Source organism: Paenibacillus gorillae, assembly GCF_000513275.1.
Lineage (GTDB): Bacteria > Bacillota > Bacilli > Paenibacillales > Paenibacillaceae > Pristimantibacillus > Pristimantibacillus gorillae.
On sequence record NZ_CBVJ010000021.1, the window covers coordinates 1 to 13852 of the forward strand.

The window sequence follows — 13852 nt, forward strand, 5'->3', positions numbered from 1 at the left end:
CGGTCCAGCTCGCAGCTTCGACTCTCGTCCGGCGCAGCCGGCTTCACGTTCTGGTGCAGGCGACTCCAACCGTAACGGCAAGCCTGGCTTGAATAAGTCGAAATCAGGCGGTCCAAACAGCAACAACGGTCAAAGACGATTCGACGACGGCAAGCCGGGCGGATTCAGAGGCGGCAACAACCGCGGCGGCAAAGGACGCAATAATCGTAACCAGCCACAGCAGGAGCGTCGCGAAAAAATCGACAATACGCCTAAAAAAATCATTGTACGCGGTACGATGACGGTAGGCGAATTGGCAAAACTGCTTCATAAAGATGCTTCGGAAGTTATTAAAAAGCTGATTACCCTTGGTGTAATGGCAACGATCAACCAAGAGCTCGAAATGGAGGCTATCTTGCTGCTCTCCTCGGAGTACGGCGTAGAGGTTGAAGTGAAAATCCCGGTTGAAGAGGATTCCTTTGAGACTGTGGAAGAGAGCGACGAGGATGAAGATTTGGTGGCTCGTCCGCCGGTCGTTACGATCATGGGTCACGTTGACCACGGTAAAACGACGCTGCTCGATGCGATCCGTCAAACGAATGTAACAGGTGGCGAAGCAGGCGGTATTACGCAGCATATCGGCGCTTATCAAGTAGAAATCAACCAAAAGAAAATTACGTTCCTCGATACACCGGGTCACGAAGCGTTTACGCTCATGCGTGCACGCGGTGCGCAGGTTACTGATATTACGATTATTGTCGTAGCAGCGGATGACGGCGTTATGCCGCAAACGGTGGAAGCAGTCAACCATGCGAAAGCTGCTGGCGTGCCAATCATTGTTGCTGTCAACAAAATCGATAAGCCGGATGCCGATCCGGACAAAATCAAGCAAGCTCTGACCGAGTATGAGCTCGTCCCGGAAGAGTGGGGCGGAGATACAATCTTCGTTAACGTTTCCGCGAAACAGCGCATCGGTCTTGAAGACTTGCTGGAGATGATCCTTCTCGTATCGGAAGTGAACGACTATAAAGCGAACCCGGACAAACGCGCACGCGGTACTGTGCTTGAAGCCGAGCTGGACAAAGGCAAAGGCCCTGTAGCTCGTATTCTCGTTCAGCACGGCACGCTCAAAATCGGCGATGCATTCGTTGCCGGCAATTGCTTCGGCCGCGTTCGTGCGATGGTCAATGATAAAGGCCGCAGACTGAAGGAAGTTGGCCCTTCTACACCAGTAGAAATTACTGGTCTTACAGAAGTGCCGCAAGCCGGCGATCCGTTTATGGTATTCGAGGATGAGCGCAAAGCGAGAGCAATCTCCGAGCGCCGTTCCATCAAGCAGCGTCAATCCGAGCTGGGTGCGAATACTCGCGTAACACTGGATGATCTGTATAAACACATCAAAGAAGGCGAAATTAAAGACCTGAACGTTATTATTAAATCTGACGTTCAAGGCTCTGCGGAAGCACTCAAAGGCTCCCTCGCCAAAATCGATATTGAAGGCGTACGCGTTAAAATCATTCACAGCGGCGTCGGCGCGATCAACGAGTCCGATATCAACCTGGCTTCGGCATCCAACGCTATCGTTGTCGGCTTTAACGTTCGTCCAGAGCCGCAGGCTGATCTGGCCGCGCAGCAAGAGAAAGTCGATGTTCGTATGCACCGCGTCATCTATAACGTGATCGAGGAAATCGAACAGGCGATGAAAGGGATGCTTGATCCGATCTTCAAGGAAGTCGTTATTGGTCAAGCGGAAGTCCGCAACGTCTTCAAGGTTAGCAAAGTTGGGGCAATTGCAGGCTGTATGATTACATCGGGCAAAGTAACCCGTTCCGCTGAAGCGCGTATCGTACGCGAAGGCATCGTTATTTTCGAAGGTAAAGTCGATACGCTGAAACGCTTCAAGGATGACGTCAAGGAAGTTGCGCAAGGCTATGAGTGCGGTATTACGCTGGAGCGGTTTAACGACTTCAAAGAAGGGGACATTATTGAAGCCTTCGTGATGGAATCGGTAGAGAGGTGATTAATCGATGGCTAAAATACGTGTCGGCCGAGTAGGCGAACAGATTAAGAAAGAACTGAGCCAAATTATTCAAACCGAACTGAAGGATCCGCGAATCGGCTTCATCACCGTAACTGGTGTAGAAGCGACTGGCGATCTGTCCCAAGCGCGCGTTTACTTAAGCGTGCTTGGCAGCGAGGAGCAGAAGGAAGAGACGCTTAAAGCGCTTGGACGGGCAAACGGATTTATCCGTACGGAGCTCGGCAAGCGGATGCGTCTGCGCCATACGCCGGAGATTTTGTTCAAGTTCGATAGTTCGATTGAATACGGCAGCCGGATTGAAGGGCTGCTCGAGGAAATCAACCGTGGGAATAAATCGTGATGATGACTGCGGAATATACGCGGCAGCTTGATGCTGCCCTAGCTTTTATGAACGAGGGGGACGACTTTTTAGTCGTCTCCCATGTTCAGCCTGACGGGGATGCGATTAGTTCGACAGCAGTTGTTGGCTGGCTGCTAGGCAAGCTGGGCAAATCTTTCGTATTAATGAATGAAGGAGAGTCTCCTTCACGCTTAAACTATCTTGTGCATTATGAAGCTATTATTAATTATCGCAAGTCGCAGCCCGCTGCGGCTTATAAGCATATTATTACGGTAGACTGCGCTGACTATCAAAGAATCGGCGAGGTGTCGGACTTGTTTGCGGAGGGTGCCGGGCTGCTTAATATCGACCATCATCCAACCAATAATGGTTTCGGTACGGTTAATATTATTCGGTCTGATGCAGCAGCTACCGTTGAGATTTTATATGATCTTATTGAAAGAGCCGGCTTTGACTTTGACAAGGAGTGCGCAACAGCAATCTATACCGGTCTCTTGACCGATACGGGCGGCTTCCGCTACTCGAATACAAGCTCCAAAGTAATGGGGATCGCTTCACGTATGCTGGAGCAAGGCATCAGCGGTCATCAGCTGGCAGATCATTTGCTTGAAAAAATGACGATGCCGAAGCTGAAGCTGCTTCAACGCAGTCTCAGCAGGCTTACTTTCAGTGAAGATCAGCAGATTGGCTGGCTCTATGTCGCCAAAGACGATATGAAGGAAACCGGAGCCGTATCTGAGGATTTCGAGGGTATCGTCAATTATGCTTTGAATATTGACGGTGTTGAAGTCGGGATTTTGTTCAAGGAAACGGAAGACGGCCATGTGAAAGCAAGCCTTCGCTCTTCGGGCAAAGCAGACGTGGCGGCTATCGCTCAAACCTTCGGCGGCGGCGGTCATGTTCGTGCTGCCGGATGCCGGCTCAGCGGATCGCTTCCGGATGCTATTGCGTCTTTGGTTGAAGCAGTTAGAAAGGCGTTGAATTAACGATGGATGGTATTATCGCGATCTGGAAGCCTGCGGGTTGGACTTCGCATGATGTGGTGGCGAAGGTTCGCCGGCTGACCAAGATGAAGCGGATCGGCCATGCGGGAACATTGGATCCCATGGTAACAGGAGTGCTTCCTCTCTGTCTGGGCCGCTCCACACGTATGGTTGAATACTTGCAAGAACGTCCGAAGGCCTATGAGGCTGTCATACAGCTTGGTATTTCGACGGATACGGAAGATATGACCGGCAACGTAGTGGAAGAGCGCAGCGGCATTGTCGTGACGGAAGAACAAGTTATTCGGGTTCTGAGGGGCTTCGTCGGCGAGATTGAGCAAATCCCGCCGATGTTCTCCGCCGTTAAGGTCGACGGCAAGCGTCTCTATGAGCTGGCCCGGGAAGGCAAGACGGTGGAACGGAAAGCAAGAAAAGCAACGATCCACCAAATTGAGCTGCAAAGCCTCGATTTATCCTCTGACAAGCCGACATTTTCCTTCTCGGTCGTCTGTTCGAAGGGCACGTACATCCGGACATTATGCGTCGATATTGGACGTGAACTGGGTGTTCCGGCGGCAATGGCGCAGTTGACGCGCACGATGTCTGGCGGAATTACGAAGGAACAATGCTTAACACTGGAGCAGGTAGAAGAGCTTCAGATGGCCGGAGAGCTAGAATCCCGATTGTTATCGGCAGAGACGGCAATCTCGCATTTGGAGCTTGTTGAGGCATCAGCAGCAGTTGCTGATATGGCACTCAAAGGGCAAAAAATTCCGCTGCGATTGCTGGCCGAGCGTCCTGGCGGAGATCGGTTGATCCGCCTCTACGGTGATGACAACCGGTTTATCGGTATTTTTGAATGGGATGCCGGCTCGGAAATTTTGAAACCGGTCAAAGTATTTTCATAGCATCACAATCACATCGGCTCGCATAAGCGAAAGTCTGAACAGAAATGCAGGTGTATCCAAGTTGGAAATGATTTCATTCAAGTATCCGTTAACGGAAATTCCGGAGACGCTCCGGGATCATTCGCTTTCGATCGCGATCGGCCATTTCGACGGTGTGCATCGCGGGCATCAGAACGTCATTAAACAGGCAGTAGCGCTCGCTAAAGGCAAGGGCTTACTGTCCGCTGTTATGACGTTTAGCCCGCATCCCAAAGAAGTGCTGGGTCAAGGCGACCGTTATTTCAATAGTCTTACGCCGTTTGAGACCAAAGCTTCCTTGTTCAAGGAGCTTGGTGTAGACCTTGTCTTCGTTATGGAATTCGATAAAACGTTTGCGGCCATTTCACCGCAGCAATTTGTCGATGAGGTGCTCCGGCCGCTGAGAGCGCGTCAAATTGTCGTTGGCTTTGACTTTATGTTTGGCTTCAAGGGTCAAGGCAATGCCGAAATGATGCGCAGCTTGGGTGCGCCGGACATTGATGTCGAAATTATAGAGCCGCTGTTCGAGAACGGCATCAAGGTGAGCAGTACTTATGTACGCGAGGCGCTAGAGCAGGGCGGCATCGAATTGGCTGCCAACTTGCTCAGCCGTCCTTATGAGATTAAAGGCGTAGTTGTTCATGGAGACGGGCGCGGCCGGACGATTGGTTTTCCAACGGCCAACCTTGAAGTTTCAGACCGTTATGTGGCTCCGCGTCTTGGCGTCTTTGCCGTTTCAGGTGAAGTAGCCGGAAAGCCGTTCTATGGCGTTCTGAACCATGGCATGAAGCCAACCTTCAATAAAGAAGAGATCCGGCCGGTTATGGAAGTGCATCTTTTCGACTTTAACCAGGACATTTATGGAGAAGCGATAACAGTCCGGTTCCATGATTTTATCCGGACGGAGCAAAAATTCGGTTCCGTACAAGAGCTGATCACGCAAATTGGTCTGGATTCGGATAAAGTCAAACAATTGTTCAATCTCGGTTAAGGCTGCGGCATTTACTTGCCTATGCCATTGTGTTATACTGAGTAACGTTGCGGACCGGCCCATTTATGGACGAACGTAATGAGAACCTTAGCTTGGATGTCCGCTCTCACCGGCGGTACCTGGGCTAACGGCGATTATTTTAATTTTTCAAGGAGGTGAACGAGGATGGCAATTACACAAGAGCGTAAACAAGAACTGATCGAAACGCACAAAACACATGCGAGCGATACAGGGTCACCAGAGGTTCAAGTCGCTATCCTGACTGAAAACATCGTGAACTTGACTCAACACTTGCGGGAGCACAAGAAAGATCACCACTCCCGTCGTGGTTTGCTCAAGATGGTAGGTCAACGCCGTAAGCTGTTGGCATACCTGAAAAACAAAGATGTTAGACGTTATAGCGCATTGATCGAAAAACTCGGCCTTCGCCGCTAGAATCTGTTTCATGAAAAGCAACCTGGCTGTTTTGCCGTCCGGGCTTCCCGGAGCCGGCATTAGCGGGTTGCTTTTTGTAATATCAAAAGGTACAGCAGGATATGCCAACGCTGTTGGCGAATGGTATCAATGCCAACTGTTACATTACAAACTAGGAGGGATTACATTTGCAACAAGTCGAAATGTTGTTGGGCGGCAGAAAGCTTGTCCTTGAGACAGGCCGTCTCGCCAAGCAAGCAAATGCCGCTGTAACCGTACGTTACGGGGACACCGTTATTTTGTGTACGGTTACGGCTTCAACGGGACCAAAGGATTTGGATTTCTTCCCGCTGACAGTCAACTATGAAGAGCGTATGTACGCAGTCGGTAAAATTCCCGGCGGCTTCATTAAACGCGAAGGACGTCCAAGTGAAAAAGCGATTCTGTCGAGCCGATTGACTGACCGCCCGATTCGTCCGTTGTTCCCTGAAGGCTTCCGCAACGATGTGCAAATCGCGAACATCGTCATGAGCGTGGATCAGGATTGCCCACCTGAAATTGCGGCAATGATTGGTACATCTGCAGCACTTGCTATCTCTGACGTTCCATTTGACGGTCCGATCGGCGGCGTAAGCGTTGGCCGTGTCAATGGCGAATTCGTTATTAATCCGACTGTCGAGCAAGGGCAGCAGACGGATATTTTCGTCGTTGTCGCAGGTACGAAAGATGCGATCATGATGGTAGAAGCGGAAGGCAATGAAGTCGGTGAAGACGTTATGCTCGAAGCAATCATGTTCGGCCATGACGAAATCAAAAAAATCGTTGCGTCGATTGAAGAGCTCGTTGCAACTGCTGGCAAGCCTAAGATGGAAGTGAAGCTTCATGCTGTAGATGCTTCCGTTAACGAAGCGGTTCGCGCTTATGCATCCGAACGCCTTGTAGAAGCGATTCGCATCGAGGAGAAGCATGCCCGCCAGGAAGCAATTGACGCAGTCAACAGCGACACTGTTGCTCACTTCGAAGAAGTGTATGCAGAAACGCCTGAGCTTATCGGTGATGTAAAAGAAGTGCTGTACGACATCGTTAAAGAAGAAGTTCGCCGCTTGATTACACATGACAAAGTACGTCCCGATGGACGCGGCCTTGCCGAAATTCGTCCGATCGAATGCGACGTCGCTTTGTTGCCGCGTACACATGGCTCCGGCTTATTCACACGCGGTCAGACACAAGCACTGAGCATCTGTACACTCGGCGCGCTTGGCGACGTTCAAATTTTGGATGGCGTCAGCCCTGAAGAAACGAAACGCTTCATGCATCATTACAACTTCCCGCCATTCAGCGTCGGCGAAGCAAGACCGCTCCGTCCTCCAGGCCGCCGCGAGATTGGCCACGGTGCACTCGGCGAACGCGCATTGTCGAAGGTTATTCCTTCTGAAGCTGAATTCCCATATGCCATCCGTCTCGTTTCCGAGGTTTTGGAATCAAACGGTTCGACTTCCCAAGCAAGCATTTGCGCAAGTACGCTTGCGATGATGGATGCGGGCGTTCCGATTAAAGCTCCAGTAGCGGGTATTGCAATGGGCTTGATCAAGGACGGCGAACATTTCTCCATCTTGTCCGACATTCAAGGGATGGAAGATCATCTCGGCGATATGGACTTTAAAGTTGCAGGTACGGCGCAAGGCGTAACAGCCATTCAAATGGATATTAAAATCAACGGTATCGACCGTGCGATTTTGTCCCAGGCGCTGGAGCAAGCACGCGAGGGCCGGATGCATATTTTGGGCAAAATGAACGAAGTAATGTCCGAGTCGCGTAAAAACCTGTCCCAGTACGCTCCGAAAATTTTGACGCTCCGTATTCACCCGGACAAAATCCGTGATGTTATCGGCTCTGGCGGCAAAATTATCAACAAAATCATTGAGGAAACCGGCGTGAAAATCGATATCGAGCAAGACGGCATGGTATACATCGCTTCTTCCAACGAAGAGATGAACCAACGTGCGAAAGCGATTATCGAAGGTATCGTTAAAGAGGTTGTAATCGGTGAAGTGTATCTCGGAACCGTTAAACGCATTGAGAAATTCGGCGCATTCGTTGAAATTTTGCCGAACAAAGACGGTCTTGTCCACATTTCCCAGCTTGCTAACGAACGTGTAGCTAAAGTTGAAGACGTTGTGGCGATCGGCGACCAAATTACGGTTAAAGTAACCGAGATCGACCAGCAGGGCCGGATCAACCTGTCCCGTAAAGCCGTTCTTACACCTGAAGTACCAGCGCAGTAAGTCCAGCTTCTGCGCTTTCTATATGGTTTGAATGCAAAGAGTCAGAGTGAATCTGTCTCTTTTGTTTTTTTATGGGACTTGGCCCTCGACTTGCATAATCTCGTCCATTTCTTCATACATTTTGAGCAAGCGTCTTGCTGCATGGACTGGAATAGGGCAAAGATGCTAACCGATGATGAAGGTGGAGCTAAACCTATGAACGTGCGTATGAAAATCGGTTGGATAGGCGTGTGCATGGCGGCGTTTATTGCAGCCTTTAGCTTGAATCTCGGCGGTATTGGTGATTATGTAGCAGCTGTTAAAGCAAGCGGTGCGGCAAAGGCTGTCGTAAAACCGTTATTCAGTGAGCAGGAGTTGAGCGAGCTGAAGCAGACGATTGCTAGTGAAGCGGAAAAACAACGTATTGCGCCTGTAAACGCAAGAATCGATCGGGTATGGAAAGCAATTCCCGGTTATAACGGCGTGGATGTGGATGTTGACAAAAGCTATGAAAAAACAGTGGCAGCAGGGGCATTGACTCCCATTCAATTTGTATATAAGGAAGTTAATCCGGAAATTTCGCTGCGGGACTTGGGCAGATATCCGATTTTCAGAGGCAATCCTGAGAAGAAAATGATCGCTTTTATGATCAATGTCGCATGGGGCAATGAATATATTCAACCGATTCTCGATACGCTGGAGAAGGAACAGGTGAAGGCGACCTTCTTCTTGGACGGTTCCTGGTTGAAGAAATATCCTGACGTAGCCAAGCAAATTCAAGCGAAGGGCCATGAGATGTCCAACCATGCTTATTCGCATCCGAATATGAGTGAGCTCGGCAGGCAGGCCGCTTATACGCAAATTTCGAGAACAGAAGAGCTGTTGAAATCGACGCTGTCGGTTGAAAACAAATGGTTCGCTCCCCCTTCAGGCGACTATAATCAGACGACCATCCAAGTTGCAGCAGAGCAAGGGCTTATGACGGTGCTATGGACGATTGATACGGTAGATTGGAAGAAGCCTCCTCCTGATACAATTATGCGCCGTATTTCGTCCAAGTTGGAGCCGGGTGCTCTCATTCTTATGCATCCGACAGCCTCTTCCAGAGATGCGCTGCCCGGCATGATCCGTGATGCGAAGCAGAAGGGCTACGCTATCGGTACGGTAAGCGAACTGCTGTCGACACAACGCGTTCCTTCTGTTGTTGAGCCGGAGTCATAATTTTGATAAACTGATTGGAAGCAAGAGCTTAAGGTAAGCGGAAAGCTCGTGCCTATCACAGAACTACATTCAGCTTGCTAAGGAGGACCATTGTGAATAAATATACGCTCAGCAACGGACTTAGAGTCGTTGTGGAATATATACCTACGTTTCGGTCGGTCGCATTCGGTATATGGGTCAAAACAGGTTCAAGGAATGAGACGCCGGACAATAACGGTATTTCTCATTTTGTTGAACATATGCTTTTCAAAGGCACCAACAAACGTTCGGCAAAAGATATTGCAGATTTATTTGATGGAATCGGCGGTAATGTCAACGCGTTTACTTCGAAGGAGTACACTTGCTATTTCGCCAAAGTGCTGGATCAGCATTTGCCGATAGCGGTCGATGCTTTGGCTGATATGTTCTTCGAATCGCGGCTTGACGCAGAGGAACTGGCTAAAGAGAAAAACGTTATTTTGGAAGAAATCTCGATGTATGAGGATACACCGGATGATAAGGTGCATGACGAGGCTTCCCGCGCTGCATATGGCGATCATCCGCTTGCATATTCCATTCTTGGGTTAGAAGAGCGTTTGACCGCGATGAATTCCGATTCGCTGCGGGATTATATGAACGATACATATACGATTGAAAATACGGTAATCAGCGTTGCGGGCAACGTAGAGGAGAAGGCGCTGCTGGCGCTGCTGGAGAGCCAGTTTGGCCGCTTCAGCGCTAGAGGAAGTTCAGATCCTGTACAAGCGCCGGGCTTTCATGGTGATTATATTTTCTTTAAGAAGAAAACAGAGCAGAACCACATCTGCCTCTCATTCCCGGGCTGTTCGATAAGCGATCCGCAGCTGTATGCGATGATTTTACTTAATAACGCGCTAGGCGGAGGGATGAGCTCCCGCTTGTTCCAAGAAATCCGGGAGAAGCGCGGCTTGGCTTATTCCGTCTATTCCTACCATACGTCCTATGCGGATACTGGTCTGTTCACGATCTATGCCGGAACGGCGCCTAAGCAGACGAAGGAAGTGCTGGATCTGACGATGGAGCAGCTTGAGGAGCTTGCGGTGAAAGGGCTTGGCGAGGATGAACTGCACCGCGGGAAAGAGCAGTTGAAAGGCAGCCTGATCTTAAGTCTGGAAAGCACTAGCAGCAGGATGAACCGGCTCGGGAAAAACGAGCTTATGCTGGGGCGTCATTATACGCTTGACGAATTGCTGAAACGAATCGATAATGTGACGATGGACGACGTGCGCGAAGTGACGAAACGGATGCTTTCCGTGCCGTTCGCAGTCGCAATGGTCGGCTCGAACGATAAAGCAGCGGCACAATTGGGGAGGAATCGTTTTGTTTCAGGTACTATTTAAACGGCTAGAAGGCAATGAAGATATTCAATTGCCGAATAAAATGTCAGAATGGGCGGCAGGTTTTGACCTGCAAGCCGCTGTCGGTGAACCGGTCATACTTGCACCGGGAGAGCGTAAGCTCATTCCAACCGGATTCGCAATGGCGATGCCAGCGCAGCTTGAGGCGCAAATCCGCCCAAGAAGCGGTCTGGCTTACAAGCATGGCATTACCTGCTTGAACTCGCCGGGAACAATCGACGCAGATTACCGGGGCGAAGTAAAGGTGCTGCTTGTTAATCTGGGTCAGGAACCATTCACGATTACACGCGGCGAGCGAATTGCCCAAATGGTATTTCAGCAAATTCCGGCGATTGAAATCGCATTGGCGGATGAGCTGCCGGATACCGTTCGCGGTGCCGGGGGCTTTGGCCATACAGGCGTTTAGGTTTGATGAGAGAGCTGGTTCCTCCTGCAGTAACTGCAGGAGGAACCAGCTCTCTTTTTTTGGTTGCGGCTCCCTGGTCGCAGCGATTGGCCATTAACTTAACCACATTTTCAGCAGGCTACAATGTGTTTAATCACACTAGCTTAATCACATTGTCAGCAGGCTGCAATGTGATTAATGATATTAGCTTAATCACATTGTCAGCTTTTTTTCACCCATTCTGGGCGCTGGCATAAGATGATTTATAACTCGTGCGCAGAAAGGAGTGATAGCTGCATGTTAACAGGCATTCAAGTGCTGCTGCTTGGCGGCGATGCAAGGCAGCTCGAGGTCATTCGGAAGCTGTCGGAATTAGATGCGACGGTGACCGTATCGGGTTTCGAGGGGCTTCATTCATCGCTGGATGGCGCGGTGCATGCCGAGTTTGACGAGCAACTGTTCGATAACATCGACGCGCTGCTGCTGCCTGCGGTCGGCACTGACGACCAAGGCTTGATTCATACCGTGTTCAGCGATCGCGAGATTCGGCTCCTGGATCAGCATCTCGCTCGTGCGCCTAAGCATTGCAAAGTATACACAGGTATGGCGAAGCTATACTTGAGGGATATTTGCCGGCAGCAGGGGCTGGAACTTATCGAATTGTTTGATCGGGATGACGTTGCCATTTATAACTCCATTCCCACAGCTGAGGGTGCGATAATGCTCGCTATCCAGAATACGGATATCACGATTCACGGCTCAACTTCAATGGTGCTTGGCTTCGGCCGAACCGGCTTCACGATGGCCCGCACCCTCCAGGGATTGGGTGCAGATGTACTCGTCGGCGTAAGGCGTACAGAGCATTTTGCAAGGGCTGCGGAAATGGGCTTCAAGCCTTTCTACACCAGTAAACTGCTGGAGTATACAGGCAATATTGACTTGCTTTTTAATACAATTCCGACTATGATAGTCACAGCGCAAATTATAGCGAATTTACCTTCGCGGGCCGTTATTATTGACCTCGCTTCCAAGCCTGGCGGAACAGATTTCCGCTTCGCCGAGAAACGGGGAATCAAGGCGATGCTCGCGCCCGGCCTGCCCGGTATCGTTGCACCCAAAACAGCTGGACGAATCATAGCCGATTGTTTGTCTCAATTGATTATGGACGATTCGATTAAGCGGGGGAATGGGCAATGAATTGGTCGGGATTAACGGTAGGATACGCATTATCAGGGTCGCACTGCACACTTGCCGAAATTATGCCGCAAATTGCGAGATTTGTAGACGCGGGAGCGAACGTCATTCCGATCGTTTCCAATACGATTATGACGACGGATACACGCTTTGGCACCTCGGAGGAATGGCAAACGCAGTTAAAAGCGATAACGGGCAATGAGATTATTTCGACGATTGTGCAAGCGGAGCCGCTTGGGCCATCGAAACAGATTGACGTGCTATTGATTGCGCCATGCACGGGCAATACGACAAGCAGACTAGCAAATGCGTTGACAGACAGTGCTGTATTGATGGCTGCCAAAGCGCAAATGAGAAATGGAAGACCAGTCGTGCTTGCTATTTCAACGAATGACGGACTTGGGTTGAATGCCGCGAACATCGCAAAGCTGTTAGTGGCTAAACATATTTATTTTGTGCCTTTTGGCCAAGATAATCCCGTTCAAAAACCGAACTCGCTAGTAGCCAGAATGGACTTGGCACTGGAGACGTGCGAGGCTGCGCTGCAAGGGAAACAACTGCAGCCGCTGCTTATTGAACGGTTTAATTACTAGCCTTATTTGTTTTTATTTCATTTTTTATTGGTTGTTCAAAGATAGAGGGGAGAATTACGACAGATGTCCAATCAGAAATTGTTTAACGTTGCGGTAGTAGGCGCAACAGGCGCAGTAGGGGAACAAATACTGAACTTGCTCGATACGAGAAATTTTCCTATCCGCGAATTAAAGCTGTTGTCCTCGGCTCGTTCCGCTGGCACCAAATTAAAGTTCAAAGGCCAAGAAGTAACCGTAGAGGAAGCAACTCCGGACAGCTTCAAGGGCGTTGATATAGCATTGTTCAGCGCCGGGGGCGACGTGACTAAAGCACTCGCTCCGCATGCGGTGGAACATGGCACGATTTGCATTGATAACACGAACGCTTACCGCATGGATCCGAATACGCCGCTTGTCGTTCCGGAAGTGAACATTGAGAAAGTAAGCGAGCACAAAGGCATTATTGCGAATCCGAATTGCTCGACGATTCAAATGGTTGCAGCTTTGAAGCCGCTGCAGGACAAATATGGAATCAGCCGTATTATTGTTTCCACATACCAAGCGGTATCTGGCGCTGGTGCACGCGCAATTGACGAAATGCTTCGCCAAACTCGCGCTGCATTGGATGGCGAGCCGGTTAACCCGGACATTTTGCCAGTAGGCAGCTTGCCTGTTAAGCATCAAATTGCTTTCAACGCTGTTCCGCAAATCGATAAATTCCAAGACAACGGCTACACGCTGGAAGAAATGAAGATGGTCCGCGAGACGAAAAAAATTATGAACGACGAATCGATCGAAGTAACTGCTACTTGCGTTCGTATTCCAGTCGTTTACGGCCATTCCGAATCCGTATATGTTGAACTTAAAAATAATTATGACCTGGAAGATGTCAAACAGCTGCTCGCGAACGCGCCAGGCGTAACGCTGGTAGATGATCCGGCGAATCAGCAATACCCATTGGCAACAGACGCTGCAGGCAAGCCAGACGTATTCGTCGGCCGCCTGAGACGGGATCTGGGCCATGAGCGCGGACTTAACCTGTGGATCGTTTCCGATAATCTGATGAAGGGCGCCGCATGGAACGCCGTTCAAATTGCAGAGCATATCGCAAAAGGCTAAAGGTAAAGGTTGACGGCAATATTGACATCTTGCTATCGGTACCGGAG

Annotated in this window: 14 protein-coding genes; all 14 read left to right on the plus strand. The window is 50.0% G+C overall.

Annotated features, from left to right (window positions below):
* The coding region (infB, locus tag TY10_RS03280; RefSeq protein ID WP_042160564.1) for a translation initiation factor IF-2 at window positions 1–1999 on the plus strand (1999 nt) is incomplete at its 5' end.
* A 7-nt stretch (window positions 2000–2006) separates the two neighbouring features.
* Window positions 2007–2360 (plus strand): 30S ribosome-binding factor RbfA, encoded by a 354-nt coding sequence (rbfA, locus tag TY10_RS03285; protein ID WP_042160567.1) that lies wholly within the window; start codon window positions 2007–2009, stop codon window positions 2358–2360.
* Complete coding sequence (locus TY10_RS03290) at window positions 2360–3346, plus strand: DHH family phosphoesterase (protein ID WP_042160569.1); 987 nt, start codon at window positions 2360–2362, stop codon at window positions 3344–3346. The genes rbfA and TY10_RS03290 overlap by 1 nt, the downstream gene beginning before the upstream one ends.
* A gap of 2 nt (window positions 3347–3348) precedes the next feature.
* Window positions 3349–4251, plus strand: a complete 903-nt coding sequence (gene truB, locus TY10_RS03295) for a tRNA pseudouridine(55) synthase TruB (RefSeq protein WP_042160571.1) — start codon at window positions 3349–3351, stop codon at window positions 4249–4251.
* A 67-nt stretch (window positions 4252–4318) separates the two neighbouring features.
* Window positions 4319–5260, plus strand: coding sequence for a bifunctional riboflavin kinase/FAD synthetase (locus TY10_RS03300; protein ID WP_238327423.1), 942 nt, complete (start codon window positions 4319–4321; stop codon window positions 5258–5260).
* A 165-nt stretch (window positions 5261–5425) separates the two neighbouring features.
* Window positions 5426–5695, plus strand: a complete 270-nt coding sequence (gene rpsO / locus TY10_RS03305; RefSeq protein WP_042160574.1) for a 30S ribosomal protein S15 — start codon at window positions 5426–5428, stop codon at window positions 5693–5695.
* 182 nt (window positions 5696–5877) lie between these two features.
* On the plus strand, window positions 5878–7959 hold the full coding sequence (gene pnp, locus TY10_RS03310; RefSeq protein ID WP_042160657.1) for a polyribonucleotide nucleotidyltransferase: 2082 nt from the start codon (window positions 5878–5880) through the stop codon (window positions 7957–7959).
* A gap of 195 nt (window positions 7960–8154) precedes the next feature.
* Window positions 8155–9159, plus strand: coding sequence for a polysaccharide deacetylase family protein (locus tag TY10_RS03315; RefSeq protein ID WP_042160577.1), 1005 nt, complete (start codon window positions 8155–8157; stop codon window positions 9157–9159).
* Window positions 9160–9251: 92 nt separating this feature from the next.
* Window positions 9252–10517: a M16 family metallopeptidase gene (locus TY10_RS03320; RefSeq protein ID WP_042160579.1), complete on the plus strand. Its 1266-nt coding sequence runs from the start codon at window positions 9252–9254 to the stop codon at window positions 10515–10517.
* Window positions 10498–10941 (plus strand): dUTP diphosphatase, encoded by a 444-nt coding sequence (gene dut / locus TY10_RS03325; protein ID WP_081735083.1) that lies wholly within the window; start codon window positions 10498–10500, stop codon window positions 10939–10941. The genes TY10_RS03320 and dut overlap by 20 nt, the downstream gene beginning before the upstream one ends.
* A 5-nt stretch (window positions 10942–10946) precedes the next feature.
* Window positions 10947–11177, plus strand: coding sequence for a hypothetical protein (locus tag TY10_RS30220; RefSeq protein ID WP_155985670.1), 231 nt, complete (start codon window positions 10947–10949; stop codon window positions 11175–11177).
* Window positions 11178–11217: 40 nt separating this feature from the next.
* Window positions 11218–12117, plus strand: coding sequence for a dipicolinate synthase subunit DpsA (dpsA, locus tag TY10_RS03330; RefSeq protein WP_042160581.1), 900 nt, complete (start codon window positions 11218–11220; stop codon window positions 12115–12117).
* Window positions 12114–12707, plus strand: a complete 594-nt coding sequence (locus TY10_RS03335) for a dipicolinate synthase subunit B (RefSeq protein ID WP_042160583.1) — start codon at window positions 12114–12116, stop codon at window positions 12705–12707. Before dpsA ends, TY10_RS03335 begins: the two co-directional genes overlap by 4 nt.
* A 63-nt stretch (window positions 12708–12770) precedes the next feature.
* Window positions 12771–13805 (plus strand): aspartate-semialdehyde dehydrogenase, encoded by a 1035-nt coding sequence (locus tag TY10_RS03340; protein WP_042160585.1) that lies wholly within the window; start codon window positions 12771–12773, stop codon window positions 13803–13805.
* Window positions 13806–13852 lie beyond the last annotated feature (47 nt).